The following is a 20,406-nucleotide window of genomic DNA, read 5'->3' on the forward strand; positions in this document are numbered from 1 at the left end:
TCATGAGCGAGACCGAGGACGCCCGCCTCCGTCAGGCGCGGGGCCTGGCGCTGCTGCTGCAACTGCAACGCCGGGCGCGGGCCGCCGAGGACTTGGCCGCGCTCGGCTTCGTGGCGGTCAACGAAACTCGCGGCTTGGTCGAATATCGGCAAGCCGCGTTATGGCTGGATCGGCCGTTGCGGCCGATCGCGGCCTTGTCCGGTGTCGCCGATGCCGATCCGCAAGCGCCGTACGCGGTCTGGTTGGCGGCGGTGTGCCGCTGGCTGCACGGTGCCGACCGCGCGTCGGCTTATCGCTGCATGCAGCTGGACGAACTGCCGGAGGCGCTGCGCGGCGATTTGCGGCAATGGTTGCCGGCTCAGGCCTTATGGTTGCCGTTGACGGCGCGCGGCCAGTGCCTCGGCGGCTTATTGCTGGCCAGGGAATCGGCTTGGCTGGACGCCGAAGCGCAACTGCTGGCCGAATTGGCCGACGCTTACGCTCACGCCTGGCAAGCACTGGCGCCGAGACCGGCTTGGTATCGGCGCGGGTTCGGCCGGCGCTCGGTCAAGCTGTGGGCGTTCGGCGTCCTGCTGGCGTTGATGTGGCCGCTGCGCTTGTCGGTGCTGGCGCCGGCCGAGATCGTCCCGGCCCGGCCCACGCTGATTCGCGCGCCGCTGGCCGGCGTGGTCGCCGCGTTTCACGTCCAGCCCAATCAAAGCGTCGCGGCCGGTGAACCGCTGCTGAGCCTGGAAAATACCGATATCGCCAACCGCTTGGACGTATCGCGCAAGGCGCTGGCGGTGGCCGAGGCGGAATATCGCAAGACCGCGCAACAAGCCATGTTCGATGCCGACAGCAAGGCCGAAGTCGCGGTCTTAAAGGCGCGGATGGACCAGCACGCCGCCGAGGTGACGTTCATGCAAGGCCAGCTGGCGCGGGCCGAGGTCGCAGCGCCGCACGCTGGCGTGGCGATCTTCGCCGACGTGCACGACTGGCTGGGTAGGCCGGTGGAATTGGGCGAGCGGATTTTAATGGTGGCCGATGCCAACCAAGTGGAGCTGGATATTCGTCTGCCGATCGGCGATTTCATCGAATTGGCGGACGGTGGCCCCGCGACGGTGTTTTTGAACGTCGACCCTCAGCATCCGATCGCGGCCGAGGTGTATAGCGTCAGTTACCAGACCTCGGCCGAGGTCGGCGACGCGCTGGTGTACCGCGTCAAGGCGCGTCTGACTGACAGCGAGCGGCCGCCGCGCATCGGTTTGAAGGGGACGGCCAAGCTTTACGGCGAACGGGTGACACTGTTTTATTACTTGTTTCGGCGGCCGTTGGCGGCCGCGCGTTTATGGTTGGGATGGTAGCCGATCCGACGGCCTTGCCGCCGTTGCGGGAAGAAATTCATTGTCTGGCCGGGCCCGCCGGATTTGACGGCGCGCCGACCTGGACCCTGCACGATCCGGCCAACAACCGTTTTTACCGGATCGGCTGGCCGGAATTTGAAATCCTCAGTCGCTGGCGGTTGGCGGTTCCGCAGGCGATCGCAGACGCGATCGGGCGGGAAACCACGCTGGCGGTGAGCGCCGAGCAAGTCGCCGATCTGGGCAAGTTTCTAATGGCGCACAATCTGCTGCGCGCGGAAGGTCCGGCCGGTCTGGAAGGGCTGCGCCGACAAGCGGCGGCCAGCCGAATCGGCGTCGGCGAATGGCTGTTGCACAATTATCTGTTTTTCAAGATTCCATTGGTGCGTCCCGACGCCTGGTTGGCGCGCTGCTATCCGCGATTGGCTTGGGTTTACAGCGGGCGTTGCGCCGCGCTGTTCGGACTGTGCGCGTTACTGGCGCTGTTTTTGTTGTCGCGGCAGTGGGACGCCTTCCTGAACACCTTTCCGTATTTCTTTAACTGGCTAGGTCTGGCCCAGTGGTTTCTGGCCCTGGCTCTGGCGAAAACCTTGCACGAGTTCGGTCATGCCTTGACCGCCCATCGCTACGGTTGCCGGGTACCGACGATGGGGGTTGCCTTCATGGTGATGTACCCGATGTTGTACACCGATGCCAGCGAGGCCTGGAAATTGGTGTCGCGCCGGCAACGCCTGGCGATCGCCGGGGCCGGTGTCGCCGCCGAACTGGGCTTGGCCGTGGTCGCGGCGCTGGCCTGGAGTTTTTTGCCGGACGGGCCGGCCCGTGGCGGCGCGTTTTTGTTGGCGACTTCGACCTGGATCGTCACGCTGGCGATCAATCTTAGTCCGTTCATGCGCTTCGACGGCTATTACCTGCTGGCCGACTGGCTGGGCGTCGATAATCTGCAGCCGCGCGCGTTTGCCTACGCCCGCTGGCGCACGCGGACTTGGCTGTTCGGTTTGGACTGGCCGGCCCCTGAAATCCTACCGCCGCGGATGGCGCGGTTTTTCGCGGTCTATGCTTGGGGAACCTGGCTGTACCGCTTTTTCTTGTTTTTGGGGATCGCGGTACTGGTTTACCACTTCAGCTTTAAATTGCTGGGTTTGTTGTTGATGGCGGTTGAAATTGGTTGGTTTATTGTCCGGCCCATCGTTTCCGAATTGCGGGTCTGGTGGAGCTTGTCCGGCCACGACATCGGCCAGGGCCGGCGTTTGACTGGACTCGCCGCGCTGCTCGGCGTAGCCGCCCTGCTGCTGTTGCCGTGGCAGGGTTATACGACCGCGCCGGCCATGATCCGCGCCGAGCAGTATGCCGAGATTGTCCTGCCCAGAGCGGGGCGCTTGGAGAGTTTTCCGGTCGCCGCCGGCCAGACCGTCAAACGCGGCGAATTATTGGCCCGTCTGAGTTCGCCGGAGTTGGATTATCAAGCCTCGGACGCCGGCAGTCAGGGCCGCGCGCTGGCCTGGCAATTGGCTTATCAGGGCCTGCGCCAGGAGTTGTTGCAACGCCGGCGGGTGTTGTTGAAGGAATTGGAATCCGCCGCCGCCAAGCAGGCCGGCACCCAGGAGCAACAAGCCGAGCTGACGTTGTCGGCACCGTTCGACGGCGTGGCGCTGGACGTTAACGATGCGCTTCAGGTCGGTCAATGGTTACCGGCCGGCGAGGCGATGCTGATTGTCGCCGATCCCGGCGCTTGGTTGGTCGAGGCCTATCTGGCCGAAGAGGATTTGCTGCCCGCCGAGCAAGCGGTGTCCGGCTGGTTTTACCCGGACGATCCGGACGCGGCTCCGGTCGCGTGTCGGGTGGAACGCATCGATCGCGGCGGCGCGGCCCGGATTCCCGACGCGCTGGCCTCCAGTTACGGCGGGGAGCTGGCCGCGCGTCCGGACCGGCAGGGCCTGCAGATACCGGAAAGGGCGGTGTATCGGATCGTATTGCGGCCGATTCAAACCCCAAGCCGCAACGCCTTTCCCGGCGTACGCCGAGGTAGCGTGCGCTTGGATACGCCGGCCGTCAGTCTGCTCAGTAAAGCCTGGCGAAGGGTTGCCACCGTGGCGGTCCGCGAATCGGGGTTTTAGACGTTTACTCATTCCGAAGATAACGTTCACGAAACCGTCGGGTCGTCCCAGCCAATCAAAGCGCCGGCGTGGGAGCGGCTTTAGCCGGGATCGGTGTCGTTCCCACGTTGGCACGCCGTGATTTGCCTCCTGACTTTCAGAAAGATGATCAGCTAAACGGCACAGCGAGGACAAAGCCGAGCGCAACTACGGCCTTGGCCAGGCTAGCTGTTCCTATTTCCCTACTGCCCGGATTGGGCGGGCTGTTCCAGTCCTTCTTCTCCCGAGTTCGTGGCGTCCATCGGTGCGCCATTACGGTATGCCGTATCGCGCACGAAATATCGTGGCGTTTAGACGGTGCCAATGAATTTGCTTGTCGCAGGTCTCTAGTCTATAGCGCTTCAGTTTCAATCGCTTAAGGCGGATTGAGCGTGGTTTGCATGACTTGGCATCCGATTTGCCCTTATAGATTCAAGTTCATCAAGTTTCTAGGTAATTTTTTTATCATCAAATTTGGTGACTTTCAGCGATATCACACTATCGGATTAGTCGACCTTGTAAAAGGCAAATCAGAATAGTTTTAACTTAATTCACTTTGTTGGGGATATATCATGAAAAAAATAACCGGTATTTTAAGCGTTATATTAGGTGTCATCGCATCGTCGGCAAACGCCGCGGGCTCGGCCGTCGCGGAGGACCCGAATGCCAATAGCGGCCCGGCTACCTACTTTGAATTCAGCGCCGGCGCGATTACGACCTATTTCACCGACTGCAAGGGCATGGGTTCGCAAAACGAGGTTGTCGAATCCAAGGTCGTTAGCGGGCGGGGGGAAATGGGTGCGGTTAAAGTACCAGGGCGAATGTCGGTTAGAAATCTAACTTGCAGCAAAGCCTTGGGTAAATCGCTGGAGTTATGGAATTGGCGGCAACAGGTCGCGGACGGAAATATCGGCAGGGCACGTTACGATGCGACTTTGATTGCCTACGATGCGTCGATGACACCTATTGCGGAATGGTCTTTTAGTCGCGCATGGCCGGTATCGGTCGATTACAACGAAACCACGCCCGGAAAAGAAACCCTGATATTCGCCGCCGAACGTGTCCAGCGGGTGAAGTGATCGAGTCCCGGCCCGGCCTATCGCCGGATTGTGGAGCGTTGACGGTCGCGGTTTCAAATTCGTTTAAGCCGAGCGGATCGATAGACAATAAGTTTGGCCCCCCAATGCTTCGTGTAGCCAGACCACGCAGGGGGGCGGGTTTCGTCGCAAACCTTTTTAAACAGGGGTAATGCCCCTCCGTTGCCAGCGCTTGTTGCGGCGCGGGTGTTTATTCACGATGGTTTTGTAAGATGTCCAGCGCCAATGCCGCCGCCAAGCGGCCGGTTTGGGCGCCGCCTTCCATGAAACCGTAATTGGCGTCGCTCAAATGCTCGCCGGCAAAAATCAATTTGTCGAAAGCCACTTGTTGGGTCGCGGAGCCGTCGCCCTCGACCCAAAAGAATTCGGCGAATGTGCTTAGCTGTCCAGGCGCAAAGTTAGCGTAGCCGCCGCCGACATACGGATTATTGCCCCAGGCGCTTTTTGCCAAGCCCCCGCTCGCCGAGGCTTTCGCGCCAGGGATAAATTTGTCCAGATCGGTGATGAATTGTTTCGCCAGCGGTTTGATATTGCCGGTGTTATTCAGTTGTCTGGCCTGATCGCCGCCCAAGAAAAAATTCAACGCGCCGCCGCGACGATGCGGTTGGCGCTGAGTTTCGTCCCAGACCTCCGAGTAGCCGAAGTCCGTCCAGGCCGCCAAACTAAAACCGGCGGGGCTATGCCAGAAGCGTTGCTTAAAACCGGCGATCAATTTTTCATTGGCGCCCGGATTGGTTTCGGCGACGAAACGGCGAAACAAAGCGGGTAACGGGGCATCGAGCTCCACGTTGCGCAAGGCCGGAAAGGGTGTCGCAATGATGACGATGTCGGCTTCAACCCGGCTTCCGTCGCTGAAGGTCAGATGGTATTCGTCGTTGCGCAGCTTGAGCGCTCGCAAAGCTTTACGCAGATGAATTTGCCCCGCCAAGGCGCGCGCCAGCGCATCGGTGATCCGCGCCGAACCGCCGACCACGGCGTAAACCTCATCGCTGTAGCTGAGCAAATCGACGGCTTGACCGTCGACCACCGGCAAAATATCGATTAGTTGTAATGCCGACGCTTGTGAGGTTTCCGCGCCGAATTCGGTCCGCAGCATATTTCCCAGCAGGCTGCGCACATAAGGCGCGCCGATTTTATCGGCGTGTCGGTGCAAGTAATCGCTGACCGACCATTGATCGAACAGCGGCGCATGCGTTTCCCAGTCCTGGTCCAGCAAGCCGGCATCTTCGTGAATCTGCGCGGCAATGGCGCGCAAATCGTCGGCCAGCTGCGCTTCGCTAAAGCGTTCGCCGTTGAAGAAATAGACTTCTTTCGGATAAGGTAAGCGCGCCGCATCCTGGCGTTTATCGAACAGCTTAATCCCGAAGTCCTTGGCCAACCCCAGCATGTCCGGATGATTGGTATTGATCAGCTCCGCGCCCAAATCGATCGTCAAGCCGTCGTCGAGGCTGGCGGACAACATACGGCCGCCTACCCTGGAGTGCGCTTCGAAGACTGTCGCCGCAACGCCGGCTTTTTTTAGCCGGTAAGCGGCGTTTAGGCCAGCAATACCGGCCCCGATGATCGCCACTCGCGCATCGCCGCGATCTTTCGCCCAAGCCGGCGGCGCCAAGCTTGAGCCCAGCGCGCCGGCGAATCCGGCCGCCGTCGAGGTCTTGATAAAGCGGCGCCGGCTCCAGCCCGCCTGGCTAGCGGGAATCGGGTCGGGCAAGTGATTGGCTTTAAGATGGTCCCGTCTGGCAGCCTGTAAAATCAGAACCAGCCGCCGAAATAAAGTGCTATGCGTCATCAGCAAATCTCCCGTATTCGAAAATCGCATTATAGAATTAAAATCCGCCGCGGCTGAGGTCGCGCGCTGGAATAAACGTGTTGCCCGCTACCGCGATACCAAGCCGAGGACGGCGCTTTGGCGGGGAAATCGTCAAATCCGGCGTACGGTCGAATGGAGTCAGGCGGCCATCGGCTGTGTTTCTTCAGCTTTCTCCGTTTGCAAGATGACAGCGATACCGCTCTGAAAACGAATACCTCCATTGGAACGCCCTCGATCGCGGCTAAAGACGCTCCGGCCCGGTTTTTGTGCTGCGGGCGAAAACCCTTCCACGATCCTTAGATTGAGGCAAGCCGCGATGTTTCGAGCGAAAACCGCTATCTAGGCAAACGGACGGTCGCAGGCGTTGTGCGGCTGGGTTCGCCTGGTTCCGAGGTTCGCCGCCGGAACCAGGCGTTGGGCTTACTGATTCCGGACGGCGAATCGCGCCTATCCTTACTCGGCCGGCCCGCCGATAAAACGATATGCCAAAGCGCCCAATATCGCGCCGATAAACGGCGCGACCCAAAACAGCCACAGTTGCGCCAAGGCCCAATCACCAACGTACAGTGCGACGCCGAGGCTGCGAGCCGGATTGACCGAGGTATTGGTGACCGGAATGCTGATCAAATGAATCAAGGTCAGGCAGAGGCCGATCGCTATCGGCGCCAGGCCTTGCGGAGCGCGGGCGTCGGTGGCCCCGAGTATCACCAGCAGAAACATCATCGTCATCACGACTTCGGTGATCAGCGCCGCCAGTAGCGAATAGCCGCCCGGCGAATGTTCGCCGTAGCCGTTGGAGGCAAAGCCGGCTGATACATCGAAACCGGCCTTGCCGCTGGCGATCAGATACAGGACGCCGCCGGCAATCACCGCGCCGACGACTTGCGATGCAATGTACGGCAACAATTGTTTGGCCGGAAACCGGCCGCCCATCCACAAGCCGACCGATACCGCCGGATTGAGATGGCAGCCCGAGATATGGCCGATCGCGTAAGCCATCGTCAGCACCGTCAATCCGAAGGCCAGCGAGACGCCGAGCAGGCCGATACCGACTTGCGGAAACGCGGCGGCCAATACTGCACTGCCGCAGCCGCCCAATACCAACCAGAAAGTCCCAAAGGACTCGGCTACATAATTTTTCATCTGATTCTCCCGTGTATAGTTATTGTGGTGCCGATTTTGGGACTTTATTTTTGTTTGTGAATCAATCGGCTAGCAGACTCTAGCCCCGCCCCGCACGCGCTGTCAATCATAAAAATTCGTGCTGACCACTAACCGGGGCGATGGTCGGATTTGGCGACGGGATTCTCCGGCTGGGAGGGCGTTTAGGCGAGGAAACCGAAGGCCGGTAACGGCGGTTTGGCAAAACCGGGTTATCGATGTGAAAATATTCGGTTAACGATCATTCCCAAGGTAGCCGACCCGACTATGCCCGACATTTCCCGTCACGGACACAGTACCAACTTGATCGGCGTGGCGACGGAGTGCATCGCGAGCCACTTGTTCAACGAATACCCCAAATCCCTGAGCATTGCCGGTACCCGCGAGGCAGCGCACGGCCTGTTCGACAAATTGGCCGAGCAAACCACGCTGGAACAATGCGGTCAGGTGTTTCAGGATTATATGTGCGTGGTGTTCGGCTTCGAGACCGAGCAACGTTTGAGCGACGACGCTCTAGGCCGGCGGCGTTACCGCAACAGTTATTTGCGGCTGATTCAGGATTGGGGACTGGATTCCAACAACGCTCAGGGGGCGGTGTTGAAGGGGTGGGTGGAAAGTCGATTCGGCTTGTTTCCCAATTATCATAAGACCCGTATCACCAGTTTCATGAGCTACGACTGGCTGGCCTATGTCGAAGAAAAGATGAACAGTCGTTATCACAACAACTGCATCTTCATGCAGCTGGATTTGCTGTACGAGTTTTGCCAATGGGTGGTCGCCCGCTTTCAGCGGCCGGCGGCCACGCACAAGACGCTGTATCGAGGGGTCAACGATTTGGGGGATTGGGTTGTCGAAGGAACTGGCGATCACCATGAAAAAATCGTTCGCTTCAACAGCATCGTGTCGTTCACGGATAAGTGCGGTATCGCCGGCGAGTTCGGTAGCTACATTTTGGAAGTCGAGGTGCCGATGGTAAAACTGGTGTTTTTCAGCGATCTGCTGCCGCACCACGCCTTGCATGGCGAGGCTGAATATTTGGTGATCGGCGGCGATTACCGAGTTACCGTGAGGCGTTGATGAACGAAGCTTTGCTGAACCGGGCACTGGGCGCGTATCTGGGTTTTGCCTGCGGCGACGCGCTGGGGGCGACGGTGGAGTTTATGTCGCCCAAACGTATACAAAAACGCTACGGCGTGCACAGCGAGATGATAGGCGGCGGCTGGCTGGCCTTGGCGCCGGGACAAGTCACCGACGATACCCAGATGTCGCTGGCCTTGGGCGCGGCGATACTGGCTAGACCGGACTGGGATTTGGCGACGGTGGCCGACCATTTCGTGGCTTGGCTGGAAACCGAGCCGCCCGATGTCGGCATGACTTGCCGGCGCGGCATCGTCCGCTACCGCGACGACGGCGAATTGATCGGCTTGCCGCGCGAGGACGAGGCGGGCAACGGCGCCTGCATGCGCAATTTACCGGTGGTGTTGGCGACCTTGAATCGGCCGCTCGAATTCGATCGTTGGAGTCTGGAGCAGGGCAGGATTACCCACCACAACCCATTATCCGACGCCGCGACTCTGACGCTGGGGCGGATGACGCAGAGCTTGTTGTTGGGCGAGGAGGTCGCGGTTTGCCGAGCCCTGGCCGCCGGTTTGGTCGAACAATTCGAGCTATTCGGGTTCGAGCCGTATCCGGGGAAGTCGTCCGGCTATATCGTCGATACGCTGCAGACCGTGTTGCACTATTTTTTCACGACCGATGATTTCGAGTCCTGTCTGGTGGCGACGGTCAATCAAGGCGGCGATGCCGACACGACAGGGGCGCTGGCCGGTATGTTGGCGGGCGCGCGCTACGGCTTGGCCGGCATTCCGCCGCGTTGGCTGGAAAACCTGGACGGCAAGGTTGCCGCCGAAATTCGCCGCCAGACCGAGGAATTGTTGCGACTAGCGGCTTAGCGCCGCTGAACGGCCATCGCGGTCAGACGCGCGCGGCCAGCTTCAGCAACAAACCGGCGACCAATGCGGTTTGCAACAAGCCAACGTCAACGACCGCGCGGATCGGTTCGGCCTGATGCTCGGTAAAGCCGCCGGCTTTGAACTTGTTGGCGAATTCGAGCGCGTCGAGAATGATGCTGCTCATGGTGGGTAGACTCTGGATGCGGGACATTGATCGTAGAGTCTGCCCAAATTCAGAGCCACCGACAAAATGCCTGTTGTCTCAAGCGCAAAACGCCTCAATGCTGGCCAACAGGCCCTTGGCGTCGAGTCCGCACAAGCCGAGCAGTTGTTCTCTGGAGCCCTGCTCGACGAAGCGGTCGGGCAAGCCGAGGGTCAGGACCGGCATCAGTATTCGTTGCGCTTGCAGGAATTCCAGTACCGCACTACCGGCCCCGCCGGCAATGACGTTTTCCTCGACCGTGACGAACACGTCGTGGGTTTTGGCGAGTTCCAGAATCAAGCTTTCATCAAGGGGCTTGACGAAGCGCATGTTGGCGACCGTGGCACCCAGTTGCTTGCCGGCTTCGACGGCCGGGGCGACCATCGCCCCCCAGGCCAGGATGGCAATCCGGCCGCCCTGGTGGCGAATCTCGCCCTGGCCGATCTCAAGGTCGGTCAGGCGCGGATCGATCGCCGCGCCGGGCCCCTTGCCGCGCGGATAGCGCACCGAGGCCGGGCCATTGTAATGGAAGCCGGTGGTCAGCATTTGCCGGCACTCGTTCTCGTCGGCCGGGGCCATCACTAGCATGTTCGGAATGCAGCGCAGATAGCTGTAGTCGAAGGCGCCGGCATGGGTCGGGCCGTCCGGGCCGACCAGACCGGCTCGATCCAACGCAAACAACACGTCCAGATTCTGCAAGGCCACGTCGTGGATCAACTGGTCGTAGCCGCGCTGCAAAAACGTAGAATAAATTGCCACCACCGGCTTGGCGCCTTGGCAGGCCTGGCCGGCGGCCAGGGTCACCGCGTGCTGCTCGGCGATGGCCACGTCGAAATAGCGTTGCGGGTATTGCTGGGAAAACTCGACCAACCCCGAGCCTTCGCGCATGGCCGGGGTAATCCCCAGCAGCCGCTCGTCCTCGGCCGCCATGTCGCACAACCAACGGCTGAACACCTCGGTATAGGTCGGGTGCGGCGACGGCGCCGCCTTGGGCAGAAAATCCTGGGTCGGATCGAAGGCCGGCACGCCGTGGTAAGCCAAGGGGTCCTTCTCGGCCGGCGCATAGCCCTTGCCCTTCTTGGTGACCACGTGCAAAAACACCGGTCCGCGCAAATCCTTGAGCTTGTCCAGGGTCGACACCAAGATCTCCAGATCGTGGCCGTCGATCGGTCCGAAGTAATTAAAGCCCAACTCCTCGAACAAGGTGCCCGGCACGATCATGCCTTTGACATGTTCCTCGGCCTTGCGGGCCAACTCCCAAACGCTGGGCATGCTGGACAAGGCCTTCTTGCTTTCCTGACGGACCGACGAATACAGCTTGCTGGACAAAATCTTGGTCAGATAATTGTTCATCGCCCCGACCGGCGGCGAAATCGACATCTCGTTGTCGTTCAGAATCACCAACAGATTGGCATTGACGTCGCCGGCATGATTCATCGCCTCGAAGGCCATGCCGCCGGTGATCGAACCGTCGCCGATGATGGCCACCATCTTCTTATCCTCGCCGCGTAGCTGCGAAGCGATGGCCATGCCCAAGGCCGCGCTGATCGAAGTCGAGGAATGGCCGACGCCGAAGGCATCGTATTCGCTCTCGGCCCGGCACGGAAAGGCCGACACCCCGCCCAGGGTACGGATCGTGGTCATTCTGTCCTTGCGGCCGGTCAGAATCTTGTGCGGATAGGCCTGATGGCCGACATCCCAAACCAATTGATCGACCGGGGTATTGAATACGTAATGCAGCGCCACGGTCAATTCCACCGTGCCCAGGCCGGCCGCGAAATGGCCGCCGGAAATGCTGACGGTATGGGTCAGAAACCGGCGCACCTCGTCGGCCAACGCCTGGAGCTGCTCGGGCGCCAGCGCGCGGATGTCGGTCGGGCTGGCGATGGTGGCTAGCAGCGGAAATTCGTTAGTCTGTTTCATATTAGTACAGGGGTTCGCGGTAGAACATCAGAATCACGCCGATTTGGAATAGCGCAAAAACCGAGATAAAGCCGGCCACGTTTTTGCCCGGCGCGTCCAATTTCAGCTCCAGCCAACGGCCGCAAGCCAGGATTAGCGCGAACACGCCCATCAGGGTGTGGCCGACCTGGATTAGAAACGCGGTTTTAGCCTCGAAGCCGACATGCGAGTGCGCTAGCAGCATCATGCCGCCGAAGGCCGACATCAGCGGAAACAAATAGGGCAGAATACCGGGGTCGGCCTTGACGCGGGCGCGGGTCTCGTACAAGCCCAGCATAAACACCAGAAAGGTGGCGATCCGGTGTTGCAAAATCTCGCCGTTGTTGAAAGTGCTATCCCAAAAGCCGATCGGACCCAACGGCCAGCTCTCGGCGTCGGAACGGAAGAACAGGAATATCCCGAGTCCCATGAAGCCGACCGGCCAGTAGCGCGCCCAGTTGTGAAAGCGCTCCGAGTAGGACAGCATCGCGAAAAAACTCATCGCGGTCAGGAAGATACCGGAGATGTTGTGGTTGTAATCCGACCAGGCGGTGGCGGCTTCCGACGGGATTTGGCCGACGATGGCGATCCGGCCGGCCTCGCCGGCGAGCAGGGCTTCGTGGGTTGGCGATTCCCAACGCGGTATGCGCGGGTGAAACATGTTCAACACTTCTTCCCAGGTTGCGGTTAAGTGCGGAATATCCACCGACGGCGGTTGCGAGGCCAGACTGGCGGCGGTGAACAGAATGGTCAACAGAATCAGGGTTTCCGCTTCGATGTAGTAGGGCACCCGGGCGGTCAGCACGTACTGGCTGCGGCTGGTGAAGTACTCTCGGACGGCGGATTTGTTCATCCAGGCAAAGCCCAATGCCAGTCCCATCATCATGATTTTCACGGTTAGCAGGTTGCCGTAACCGGCGCCGATAAAGCCCTGGAAGGTGCGAATGTAATACCAGGCTAACGGGGTGCCGGTCACCAGCAGCAAGCCGACCGCGCCTATCCCCAGGCCTGAGAAACGCTTCAACAGCAGCGGCCAGATTTCCTCGGCGATGGCGTTTTGCTTGCGCAAGCCCCACAGAGCCAGTATTTGGAAAATGCCGCCGACCCAGGCCGCCGCTGCGATCTGATGGCTGACGGTCAAGGTCATTAGCAAACCGCGGTCTTCCAGGCGACTGGCTCCGTGGACCAGCCAGGCGGCGGCTATCACTAGCGGCACGATAATGGCGATCGCGATTTGCCAGTGCCGTTTGGAACGTAAGTGGTGTTTCAGGCCGAACTTGATGAATAAATACAGCGCAAAGGCAAATAGTGCGCGGGCCACGCCGGCGTTGAATTGCACGGTGTGAAAAAACGCCGGGAACGGCGATTTGCCCAATGTAACGGCCATTAGCCAAATTTTCAGACCGATTTTCGACAATTGGGTGATGACCACGGCTTTGCTGCCGAAGTGGATCAGATTGACGGTTCTGTCCAGTAACGCGCTATTGTAATTGGCGCTTTCGTCCCAGGGGCGCAGCACGAACAAGCCCCACAGCAAGCCGCCGATGGCGATGGAGTAGAAGGTCAGATCGACGCCGCCGATCAACGAGTCTAAATAATTGGCAATGCCTTCCATAAGGATTTATTTGGGTTCTTTAACGAAAAAGCGCAGCAGGTCTTCACTGAGATGACCGTCCGCGGCGAAAATCTTCAGTTTGATCGCATACTCGCCGGGCGCCAAGGCCGGCAGGTCGAGCACCACTTGGCCGGGTTTGGCGCCGAGCGAGGCGCTGACCGGCGTCATCACGTCGCCGGCGCTGACCAGAAACACTTCCGACAAATCGAGCTCCACTTTCGAATTGAACGACAATTCGACCTGGCTGGCTTGATTGACCGGCACCGGTTTCAATTTCAACGAGTTATGGGTAACGACGGCGTGACCGAACGCAATGTTGCTGGTAGCCAGCGTTAAAATCAAAAGTATCCGTTGTAACGAGTGCATAACAATCTCCTTATTTCTTGTTTTTCAGAGCATGACTGGCTAGGTTTTTGCCCAGCGTCCAGATCGAGCCGGTGACGTTGTGGGTATCGGCGATGGTTTTTTCCATCGCGTCGACGATCCAGTCGCGGTCTTTTTGCGTCAGGTTAAGCGGCGGCAACAGCTTGACGACATTCATGCCGTGGCCGGCGACCTGACTGAGCACCCGATGTTCCTTGAACAGCGGGATCGTAATCATCTGACAGAACAGACCTTTGTTGGCCGCTTCCAGCATCGCCCAGGCGGCTTTTAGCCCCAGGCTCTTCGGCGACTGGAATTCGATCGCGATCATCGAGCCCTTGCCGCGCGCTTCCTTCAGGAATTCGTACTTCGGACTCATCTCGTTCAGCGTGGCGATGATGTCTTCGCCGATCTTGGCGCTGTTTTCCACCAGCTTTTCGTCGTGGATCACATGCAGGCTGGCCAGGCCGGCGGCCATTGCCATATTGTTTTTCGAGAAGGTCGAACCGTGGACGACGGCGCGGTCCATCCGGTTGAACACCGTGTCCATGATTTTGGCGGTCATCGCCACGCCGCCGACCGGCACGAAGCCGCCGGACAGTGCTTTAGCCATCAAAATCATATCGGGCTTGACGCCCCAATGTTCAATCGCCCAGAACTTGCCGGTGCGGCCGATGCCGGTCTGGATTTCGTCTGCGACGAACAGCGTGCCGTATTTTTTACACAGGCGTTCGACTTCCGGCAGGTAGTCGTCGGACGGCAGGTTGACGCCCTTGCCTTGGATCGGCTCGACGATGAAGGCGGCGACGTCCTTGCCGCTAAGTACTTGTTCCAGCGCGGCCAGATCGTTGAACGGCACTGCCGAACAGTTCGGCAATAAGGGGCCGAAGCCCTCGCGGAATATTTCCTCGCCGTTCAGCGACAAGGCACCCATGGTCAGACCGTGATAGCCGTGTTCGCAATAAACGATGCGCGGCCGCTTGGTGGTGTAACGGGCGAATTTGATGGCGGCTTCGACCGCCTCGGTGCCTGAGTTGCAGAAAAACATTTTTTCCAAATTGTCCGGACAGGTGGCGATGATTTCCTTCGCCAGTAAGCCGCTCAATAAGGAAACGTCCATTTGCACCAGATTCGGTAATTCCAGCGTCAAGGTTTCTTGCAAGGCCTTGACGATGGTTGGGTGATTGCGGCCCATCGCGAACACGCCGAAACCGCTCAGCAAATCCAAGTACTCGTTGCCTTCGTCGTCGTACAGGTATTGGCCGATCGCTCGCTGGTATTTGCGGTCGTAACCGATGGTACGCAGGACTCGCACCATTTGGTTGTTAAGGTATTGCTCGTGCAGATCGAATTTTTCATCGAAATGCTGGGAAAACAGATCGGCAATGCTGAAGGACATTTATTACCTCGTAAGCTGCGCCGTTGCCGGTAATCGCGGCAAGGGCTGGTTTTTCTAGTAAATGACGATTTCGTTTAAGTGTTTGGCGATGGTTTTCAGCGTCTTTTGGGCGGCGCCGAAATGTCGGCCGAGTTTGATCAATCCTGGAAGCTCCCAAGGATGATTCAGCAAGTGGCGTAGTAATTTAGCCATCTCGACGCGGCCCTGATCGTTCAAGGCGCCGACCACCGCGCGCGGCAGGTCCATCGCGGCCGGATCGGCGATCGCGCGCAATACCAGGAATGGTAAATTGGCTTGACTGGCGACTTTGGCAATCGCGCCGCTTTCCATGTCCAACGCTACCGCGCCGGTTTCGCGGTGAATCAGTTGTTTGTCGCTACTCAGCGCGACGATACGCGCTTCGGTGGAGAGATTGCCGCTCCCCACCGTCAGGCGTTCGCTGAGTCGGTTGCGCATTTTGTGCGACCAACGTTTGTCGGTTTCGTAACTTTGACGGTCGAAAAAAATCTGGTCCGCGACTACCAGAACGCCGGGCCGCAACTGCGGCGCCAATGCCGCCGCGCAACCCCAGCTGATCAGCCGATCGGCGCCCTTGGCGATGAGCAGGCGAGCGGCGCTGGCGGCATTGTTGGGACCGGCGCCGGCATAAGCGACCAGGATGTCGGCGCTTATTCGGCAACATTCGCCGCGCGCCAATTTCCGGGAAGTCAGCGTGGCAAGTTCTTCTGGCAGGGCAACGACGATTCCGCAACTCACGTTACTGTTTATTCAGTTCGTTGCGGTATCGGGCCAAAGCCCACAACGGGAAGAACTTGTCGTAGCCGTGATATTTCAAATAAAACACCTTGGGAAAGCCGGGTGCGGTAAAGCAGGGGTCGTTCCAGACGCCGTCGGCTTGTTGGGTCCGCATCAGGAAGTCGATGCCGGCCTTGACTTCCGCGCTACGCGCTTCGCCGGCCGCGATCAGGCCCAATATCGCCCAAGCGGTTTGGAACGCGGTGCTGAAGTGGTAGCTGCCGCGATACTGAATGTCGTCGTGATAACTCAAGTTATCCTCGCCCCAGCCGCCGTCCTCGCGTTGCACGCTCTTTAGCCAAGCGGCCGCCTTGACGAACATCGGGTCGGTTTTCGGCACATCGGTTTGTTCCAGACCCAATAGGGTCGACCAAGTACCGTAGATGAAGTTGGTACCCCAGCGGCCGAACCAGGAGCCGTCGGCTTCCTGTTCGCCACGGATGTATTCGATCGTGCGTTGCAAGGCCGGACGGTATTCGTCGTGGTCCTTGGCGACGCGCGCCATCAACATGGCGCAACGGGCGCTGACGTCGACGGTCGGCGGATCGAGCAAGGCGCCGTGATCGGCAAACGGAATTTCGTTCAGGTAGTAATAGGTATTGTCGACGTCGAAAGCACCGTAGCCGCCGTTCTCCGATTGCATGCCGACGATCCAGCGCGTGGCGCGGTGGATGGATTCGTCCAGGTTGTCCAGGCCGGATTCGGCCATTGTGAAACCGACGATCGCGGTATCGTCCACATCGGGGTAATGCGGGTTGGCGAACTGGAAGGCCCAACCGCCGCCGGCTAAGTCGGGTTTCCGGACCCGCCAATCGCCGGGTTCGTCCGACAATTGCACGCTTTTCAACCAGTCGTAGGCATGGGTCAGGGCCGCGGCGTTACCGCGTTTGTCGGCTTCGATCAATGCCATGCTGGCCAATGCGGTGTCCCAAACCGGCGACAAACAGGGTTGGCAATAGGCGTCTTTTTCGTTGACGACTAATAGTTTATCGATGGCTTGCCGGCAGATAGTCACATTCGGGTGGTCGTTAGGCATGCCGAGCAACAGCATCGCCTCGTAGGCGTTGACCATGGCCGGGAAGATGCCGCCCAGGCCGTCCTCGCCGTTCAAGCGATCGGTGAACCAAGTCACGGCTTGGTCTATCGCGCGTTGGCGCATGCGGTTTGGGATCAAGGGTTCGGTGACTCGGCCCAGTTTATCCAGGGCCAGAAAGCATTTGTTCAACAACGTGCGTTCCGGGAAGTAGTGCTTCTCTTCGTCGGGGTGGACGACGAACAGTTCCAGGATGTCGATATTACGCGGATTCTTGGCCTTGGCTTTCAGCGTGCACAGGATGAACAACGGCACCATCACGGTTCGCGACCAATAAGAAACCTTGTCCAAATGGAAAGGAAACCACTTGGGCAGCAGCATGATTTCGACCGGGATGTAGGGTACGCCGCGCCAGGGCAATTGTTCGAATATGGCCAGCGCGATCCGGGTAAACACGTTGGCGCGCGCCGCGCCGCCTTGGGCCAGAATCCAGGTCCGTAGTTTGACCATGTGCGGCGCGTCGATGGCATCGCCGGCCATCTTCAGTGCGTAGTAGACCTTGACGCTGCAGCTGATGTCGCCGGGACCGCCCGTGAACAACGGATAACTGCCGTCGGGATTTTGCCGCCCGCGCAGGTAAACGGCGATCTTGGCTTGCAATTCTTCGTTAATGTCGTCCAGGTAATGCATCATCATGATGTATTCGGACGGGATGGTGCAGTCGGCTTCGAGTTCGAACACCCAATAACCCTTGGGATTTTGCAGGCTGAGCAATCGGGTTTGGGCGCGCTCGATGGCGATATTCAGCGCGCTTGACGCGTTGGATGTCGCCGAGCTGCTGGGTGAAAAGTCGTGGTTGCTCTCTACGGGGGCTTCAGTAAACATGGCGATTCCTTATTGTCCGGAGTGAGATACGGGTAAATACTGCCAGTCAGGCGTCTTCAGGCCCCGGCTGGACAGATTGAATAAAAGCGACAAAAGCCAGTTGCTGCGAGCCGCTAATTTACTGGCGACTATCGTGGCCTTGACGCTGTTGCGGCTGATCTTGACCTGACTCGAATCATTGAAATCAAGGTGTTGCTTGATTTTTTTCAAGGTCAGTACCGCCATGCCCAGTGCCCACAGGCAAAAATTGCGAATGCCGGTTTCGTGGCTGGGCAGAAGTTGGGTGTAAGTCAGGGCGTTTTGCAGATGGCCGTGGGCAATGTCGATCAAATGTTCCAGGCCTTTCCGAAAGCGTTGGTCGTTGGTGGTCGGCGTCAGTTCGGTCAGTTTGAAACCGGTCTCGTCGAAAATATCTTGCGGCAGCCAACAGACGCCGCGTTTGGCGTCGTCCCAAATGTCCTTGAGAATGTTGGTCATTTGCAGGCCTTGACCGAAGGAAACCGACAGCTTCAATAGTTCCTCCCGATGCGCGGCGATTTCCGGAGAATAGTGACAGAACAGTTTTGCCAACATCTCGCCGACGCAGCCGGCGACGTAGTAGCAATAGTCGTCCATGTCCTTCATTGTTTTCAGGCCGGCGTGTAGATCCAGCGCCTGGTAAATCGGCATGCCGTTGGCCATCGTTTGCACGCATTCGGCTAGCGCTTGAATTTGCGCCGCGTCAAGGCTGTGGGTGATCGCGATGACCCTTGGAATCACCCGGATCAAGCTGTGTTCGGCCGGAATGGTTTGTTCGGAAAGCAATGGCGCCAATTCGGCGGCAAACGAGTCAGCGTGGGCGCCGGTCTTGACGACTTCGATAAAGCCGCGGCAGAAGTGCTTTTTTTGCTCGGCATCCAGAGACACTTCGTCTTCGATGGTATCGACAATGCGGCACAGTAAGTAGGCATTGGCCACGGCCGTGTAGAGCGCGCCGGGCAATTGCGGGATGGTCAGGGCGAAAGTGCGCGACACGCCTTCAAGCAATACGGCTTGAAACCCGCTGTCCGGGAGCCGGTTGAGTTCGGCTATGTCGGTGATTGGCGATCGAGGTCCTTTCATGGTTTTACGGTCTATTGAAGATGTGTCAATGATAGTCGGTTTGTTGGCGATTTGCAAAGCGGTGTTGTTTTAGGGCAAATTTTTCGGCGCTTTGCTTAAGGTAGACCATGAGTTAGTTGAGATTAATTAAGTAAGTATATGATTTATAATGGTGCTGATTTGTTGTGTTGGATCGGCTTTCCTATGACGCGGCTGTTCAATTGAATAGATTTACCGCAGGCAATTTGCCGTCGTTGTTGCTTTTTCTTCATTCTTACTGGAGCGAATCCAGAAAAAGTAGTATTCTAGCGACATCTGCTTGTATCGCCGCACTGTATTTCACTAGTATTTCTCAGGTTTTATGGGGCCTCGGCGGCATACGGAAGGTTGGCTTGGGTTGTTGTTTTTTTTTAACAACAAATCGATGTCAGTGTCTTGATAGATTTTGGAGAAAACGCTGTGAGTGTTCCTTTACGTCAGCAATGGGCTGTAGGTAGTTATCTGGTTAAGCAAAAACTCAAGGGTGTGAAAAAATACCCGTTGGTGTTGATGCTGGAGCCGTTGTTTAGATGCAACTTGGCTTGCGCCGGCTGCGGTAAAATCGATTACCCGGACGATATTCTCGATAAGCGCTTGTCGGTGCAAGAGTGTCTGGATGCCGTGGACGAGTGTGGCGCGCCGATGGTCTCGATTCCGGGCGGCGAGCCTTTAATACATAAGGAAATGCCGCAAATCGTCGAAGGTATCGTCGCTAGAAAGAAATTCGTCTATCTTTGCACCAATGCGTTGTTGTTGCGCAAGCGCATCAACGATTACAAGCCTTCGCCGTATCTGACTTTTTCGGTACACCTGGATGGTTTGAAACATCGCCACGATGCCTCCGTTTGTCAGGACGGCGTGTTCGACATTGCGATCGAGGCCATCAAGCTGGCCTTGGGCAAGGGCTTCCGAGTCACGATCAACTGTACGTTGTTCCAAGGCGAAACCCCTGAAGAAGTAGCCGAGTTCCTGGATTACGCGATGGACCTGGGCGTCGAAGGCGTGACGATCGCGCCGGGTTTCAGTTACGAAAGGGCGCCGCGGCAGGATGTGTTCATCCGCGGCGTGGATACCAAGAACCTGTTCCGGGGTATCTTCAAACTGGGCAAAAAACGCAAATGGAAGCTTAACCACTCGGCGCTCTATTTGGATTATCTGGCCGGCAATCAAAGTTACGATTGTACGCCGTGGGGTAACCCGACCCGCAATGTGTTTGGTTGGCAGAAGCCTTGCTATTTGTTGGCTGACGAAGGCAACGCCGCGTCCTTTAAAGAACTGTTGGACGATACGCCCTGGGATAAGTACGGCACGGTAAAAAATCCCAAATGCGCGAATTGCATGGCCCATTGCGGTTACGAGGCGACAGCGGTCGAAGATATGTTGGCGAATCCGTTGAAAGGACTTTGGGTGTCGTTACGCGGGCCGAAAACCTCCGGAGATATGGTTGCCGAGACGCAGCCTAACTATACCGGCGGTCGCAAAACCTCGATTTCGGAAATTCCGGTGAAAATCGAGTCTTAATATAAATCACCGAGTGCGTAACTTGAATTGGCGCTGTA

The 20,406-nt window shown here is 58.3% G+C and carries 16 protein-coding genes; 6 read left to right on the plus strand and 10 right to left on the minus strand.

The features are described from left to right. The first annotated feature begins 2 nt into the window (after window positions 1-2). From ACQE3E_RS07310 to ACQE3E_RS07320, 3 genes are all read left to right on the plus strand, one after another. Window positions 3-1,343: an efflux RND transporter periplasmic adaptor subunit gene (locus ACQE3E_RS07310; protein ID WP_427501425.1), complete on the plus strand. Its 1,341-nt coding sequence runs from the start codon at window positions 3-5 to the stop codon at window positions 1,341-1,343. Next, window positions 1,328-3,457, plus strand: a complete 2,130-nt coding sequence (locus tag ACQE3E_RS07315) for an HlyD family efflux transporter periplasmic adaptor subunit (protein WP_427501426.1) — start codon at window positions 1,328-1,330, stop codon at window positions 3,455-3,457. The genes ACQE3E_RS07310 and ACQE3E_RS07315 overlap by 16 nt, the downstream gene beginning before the upstream one ends. A 590-nt stretch (window positions 3,458-4,047) precedes the next feature. After that, on the plus strand, window positions 4,048-4,554 hold the full coding sequence (locus ACQE3E_RS07320; protein ID WP_168027907.1) for a phage tail protein: 507 nt from the start codon (window positions 4,048-4,050) through the stop codon (window positions 4,552-4,554). Window positions 4,555-4,762: 208 nt separating this feature from the next. Here ACQE3E_RS07320 and ACQE3E_RS07325 read toward each other — a convergent pair whose 3' ends face one another. Both ACQE3E_RS07325 and aqpZ read right to left on the minus strand, forming a co-directional pair. Then, window positions 4,763-6,361, minus strand: a complete 1,599-nt coding sequence (locus tag ACQE3E_RS07325) for an FAD-dependent oxidoreductase (RefSeq protein ID WP_427501427.1) — start codon at window positions 6,359-6,361, stop codon at window positions 4,763-4,765. Window positions 6,362-6,835: 474 nt separating this feature from the next. After that, window positions 6,836-7,525: an aquaporin Z gene (gene aqpZ, locus ACQE3E_RS07330; RefSeq protein WP_071159378.1), complete on the minus strand. Its 690-nt coding sequence runs from the start codon at window positions 7,523-7,525 to the stop codon at window positions 6,836-6,838. A 285-nt stretch (window positions 7,526-7,810) separates the two neighbouring features. On the opposite strand from aqpZ, the gene ACQE3E_RS07335 reads away from it, so the two are divergent. Then, complete coding sequence (locus tag ACQE3E_RS07335) at window positions 7,811-8,620, plus strand: NAD(+)--dinitrogen-reductase ADP-D-ribosyltransferase (RefSeq protein WP_427501428.1); 810 nt, start codon at window positions 7,811-7,813, stop codon at window positions 8,618-8,620. Further along, on the plus strand, window positions 8,620-9,495 hold the full coding sequence (gene draG / locus ACQE3E_RS07340; protein ID WP_427501429.1) for an ADP-ribosyl-[dinitrogen reductase] hydrolase: 876 nt from the start codon (window positions 8,620-8,622) through the stop codon (window positions 9,493-9,495). Before ACQE3E_RS07335 ends, draG begins: the two co-directional genes overlap by 1 nt. A 22-nt stretch (window positions 9,496-9,517) precedes the next feature. On the opposite strand, the gene ACQE3E_RS07345 is transcribed toward draG, so the two are convergent. The 8 genes from ACQE3E_RS07345 to ACQE3E_RS07380 all read right to left on the minus strand — a co-directional run bounded on the left by ACQE3E_RS07345 (window position 9,518) and on the right by ACQE3E_RS07380 (window position 18,829). After that, complete coding sequence (locus tag ACQE3E_RS07345; protein WP_427501430.1) at window positions 9,518-9,679, minus strand: hypothetical protein; 162 nt, start codon at window positions 9,677-9,679, stop codon at window positions 9,518-9,520. A 78-nt stretch (window positions 9,680-9,757) separates the two neighbouring features. After that, window positions 9,758-11,620: a 1-deoxy-D-xylulose-5-phosphate synthase gene (gene dxs / locus ACQE3E_RS07350; RefSeq protein WP_313728563.1), complete on the minus strand. Its 1,863-nt coding sequence runs from the start codon at window positions 11,618-11,620 to the stop codon at window positions 9,758-9,760. A gap of 1 nt (window position 11,621) precedes the next feature. Next, entirely contained in the window at window positions 11,622-13,253 is a 1,632-nt protein-coding gene (locus ACQE3E_RS07355; protein ID WP_313728562.1) for a copper resistance D family protein, read from the minus strand. 6 nt (window positions 13,254-13,259) lie between these two features. Further along, complete coding sequence (locus ACQE3E_RS07360; RefSeq protein ID WP_313728561.1) at window positions 13,260-13,619, minus strand: copper resistance CopC family protein; 360 nt, start codon at window positions 13,617-13,619, stop codon at window positions 13,260-13,262. Window positions 13,620-13,629: 10 nt separating this feature from the next. After that, window positions 13,630-15,015 (minus strand): aspartate aminotransferase family protein, encoded by a 1,386-nt coding sequence (locus ACQE3E_RS07365; protein WP_313728560.1) that lies wholly within the window; start codon window positions 15,013-15,015, stop codon window positions 13,630-13,632. 54 nt (window positions 15,016-15,069) lie between these two features. Then, the gene (locus ACQE3E_RS07370) at window positions 15,070-15,771 is read right to left on the minus strand and encodes a phosphorylase (protein ID WP_064026246.1); all 702 of its coding nucleotides are present in this window, start codon (window positions 15,769-15,771) and stop codon (window positions 15,070-15,072) included. Window position 15,772: 1 nt separating this feature from the next. Further along, a complete protein-coding gene (gene shc, locus ACQE3E_RS07375) occupies window positions 15,773-17,728 on the minus strand; it encodes a squalene--hopene cyclase (RefSeq protein ID WP_313728559.1) in 1,956 nt (651 codons plus the stop codon). Between the two features lie 9 nt (window positions 17,729-17,737). After that, window positions 17,738-18,829 carry a phytoene/squalene synthase family protein gene (locus ACQE3E_RS07380; protein WP_427501431.1) on the minus strand — a complete coding sequence of 364 codons (1,092 nt, stop codon included), beginning with the start codon at window positions 18,827-18,829 and terminating at the stop codon, window positions 17,738-17,740. Window positions 18,830-19,267: 438 nt separating this feature from the next. Here ACQE3E_RS07380 and hpnH point away from each other — a divergent pair, with 438 nt between their 5' ends. Next, complete coding sequence (gene hpnH / locus ACQE3E_RS07385) at window positions 19,268-20,368, plus strand: adenosyl-hopene transferase HpnH (protein WP_064026252.1); 1,101 nt, start codon at window positions 19,268-19,270, stop codon at window positions 20,366-20,368. Window positions 20,369-20,406: the final 38 nt, after the last annotated feature.

The sequence above is a fragment of the Methylomonas sp. MED-D genome, from assembly GCF_050276835.1.
Classification (GTDB): Bacteria; Pseudomonadota; Gammaproteobacteria; order Methylococcales; family Methylomonadaceae; genus Methylomonas; species Methylomonas koyamae_A.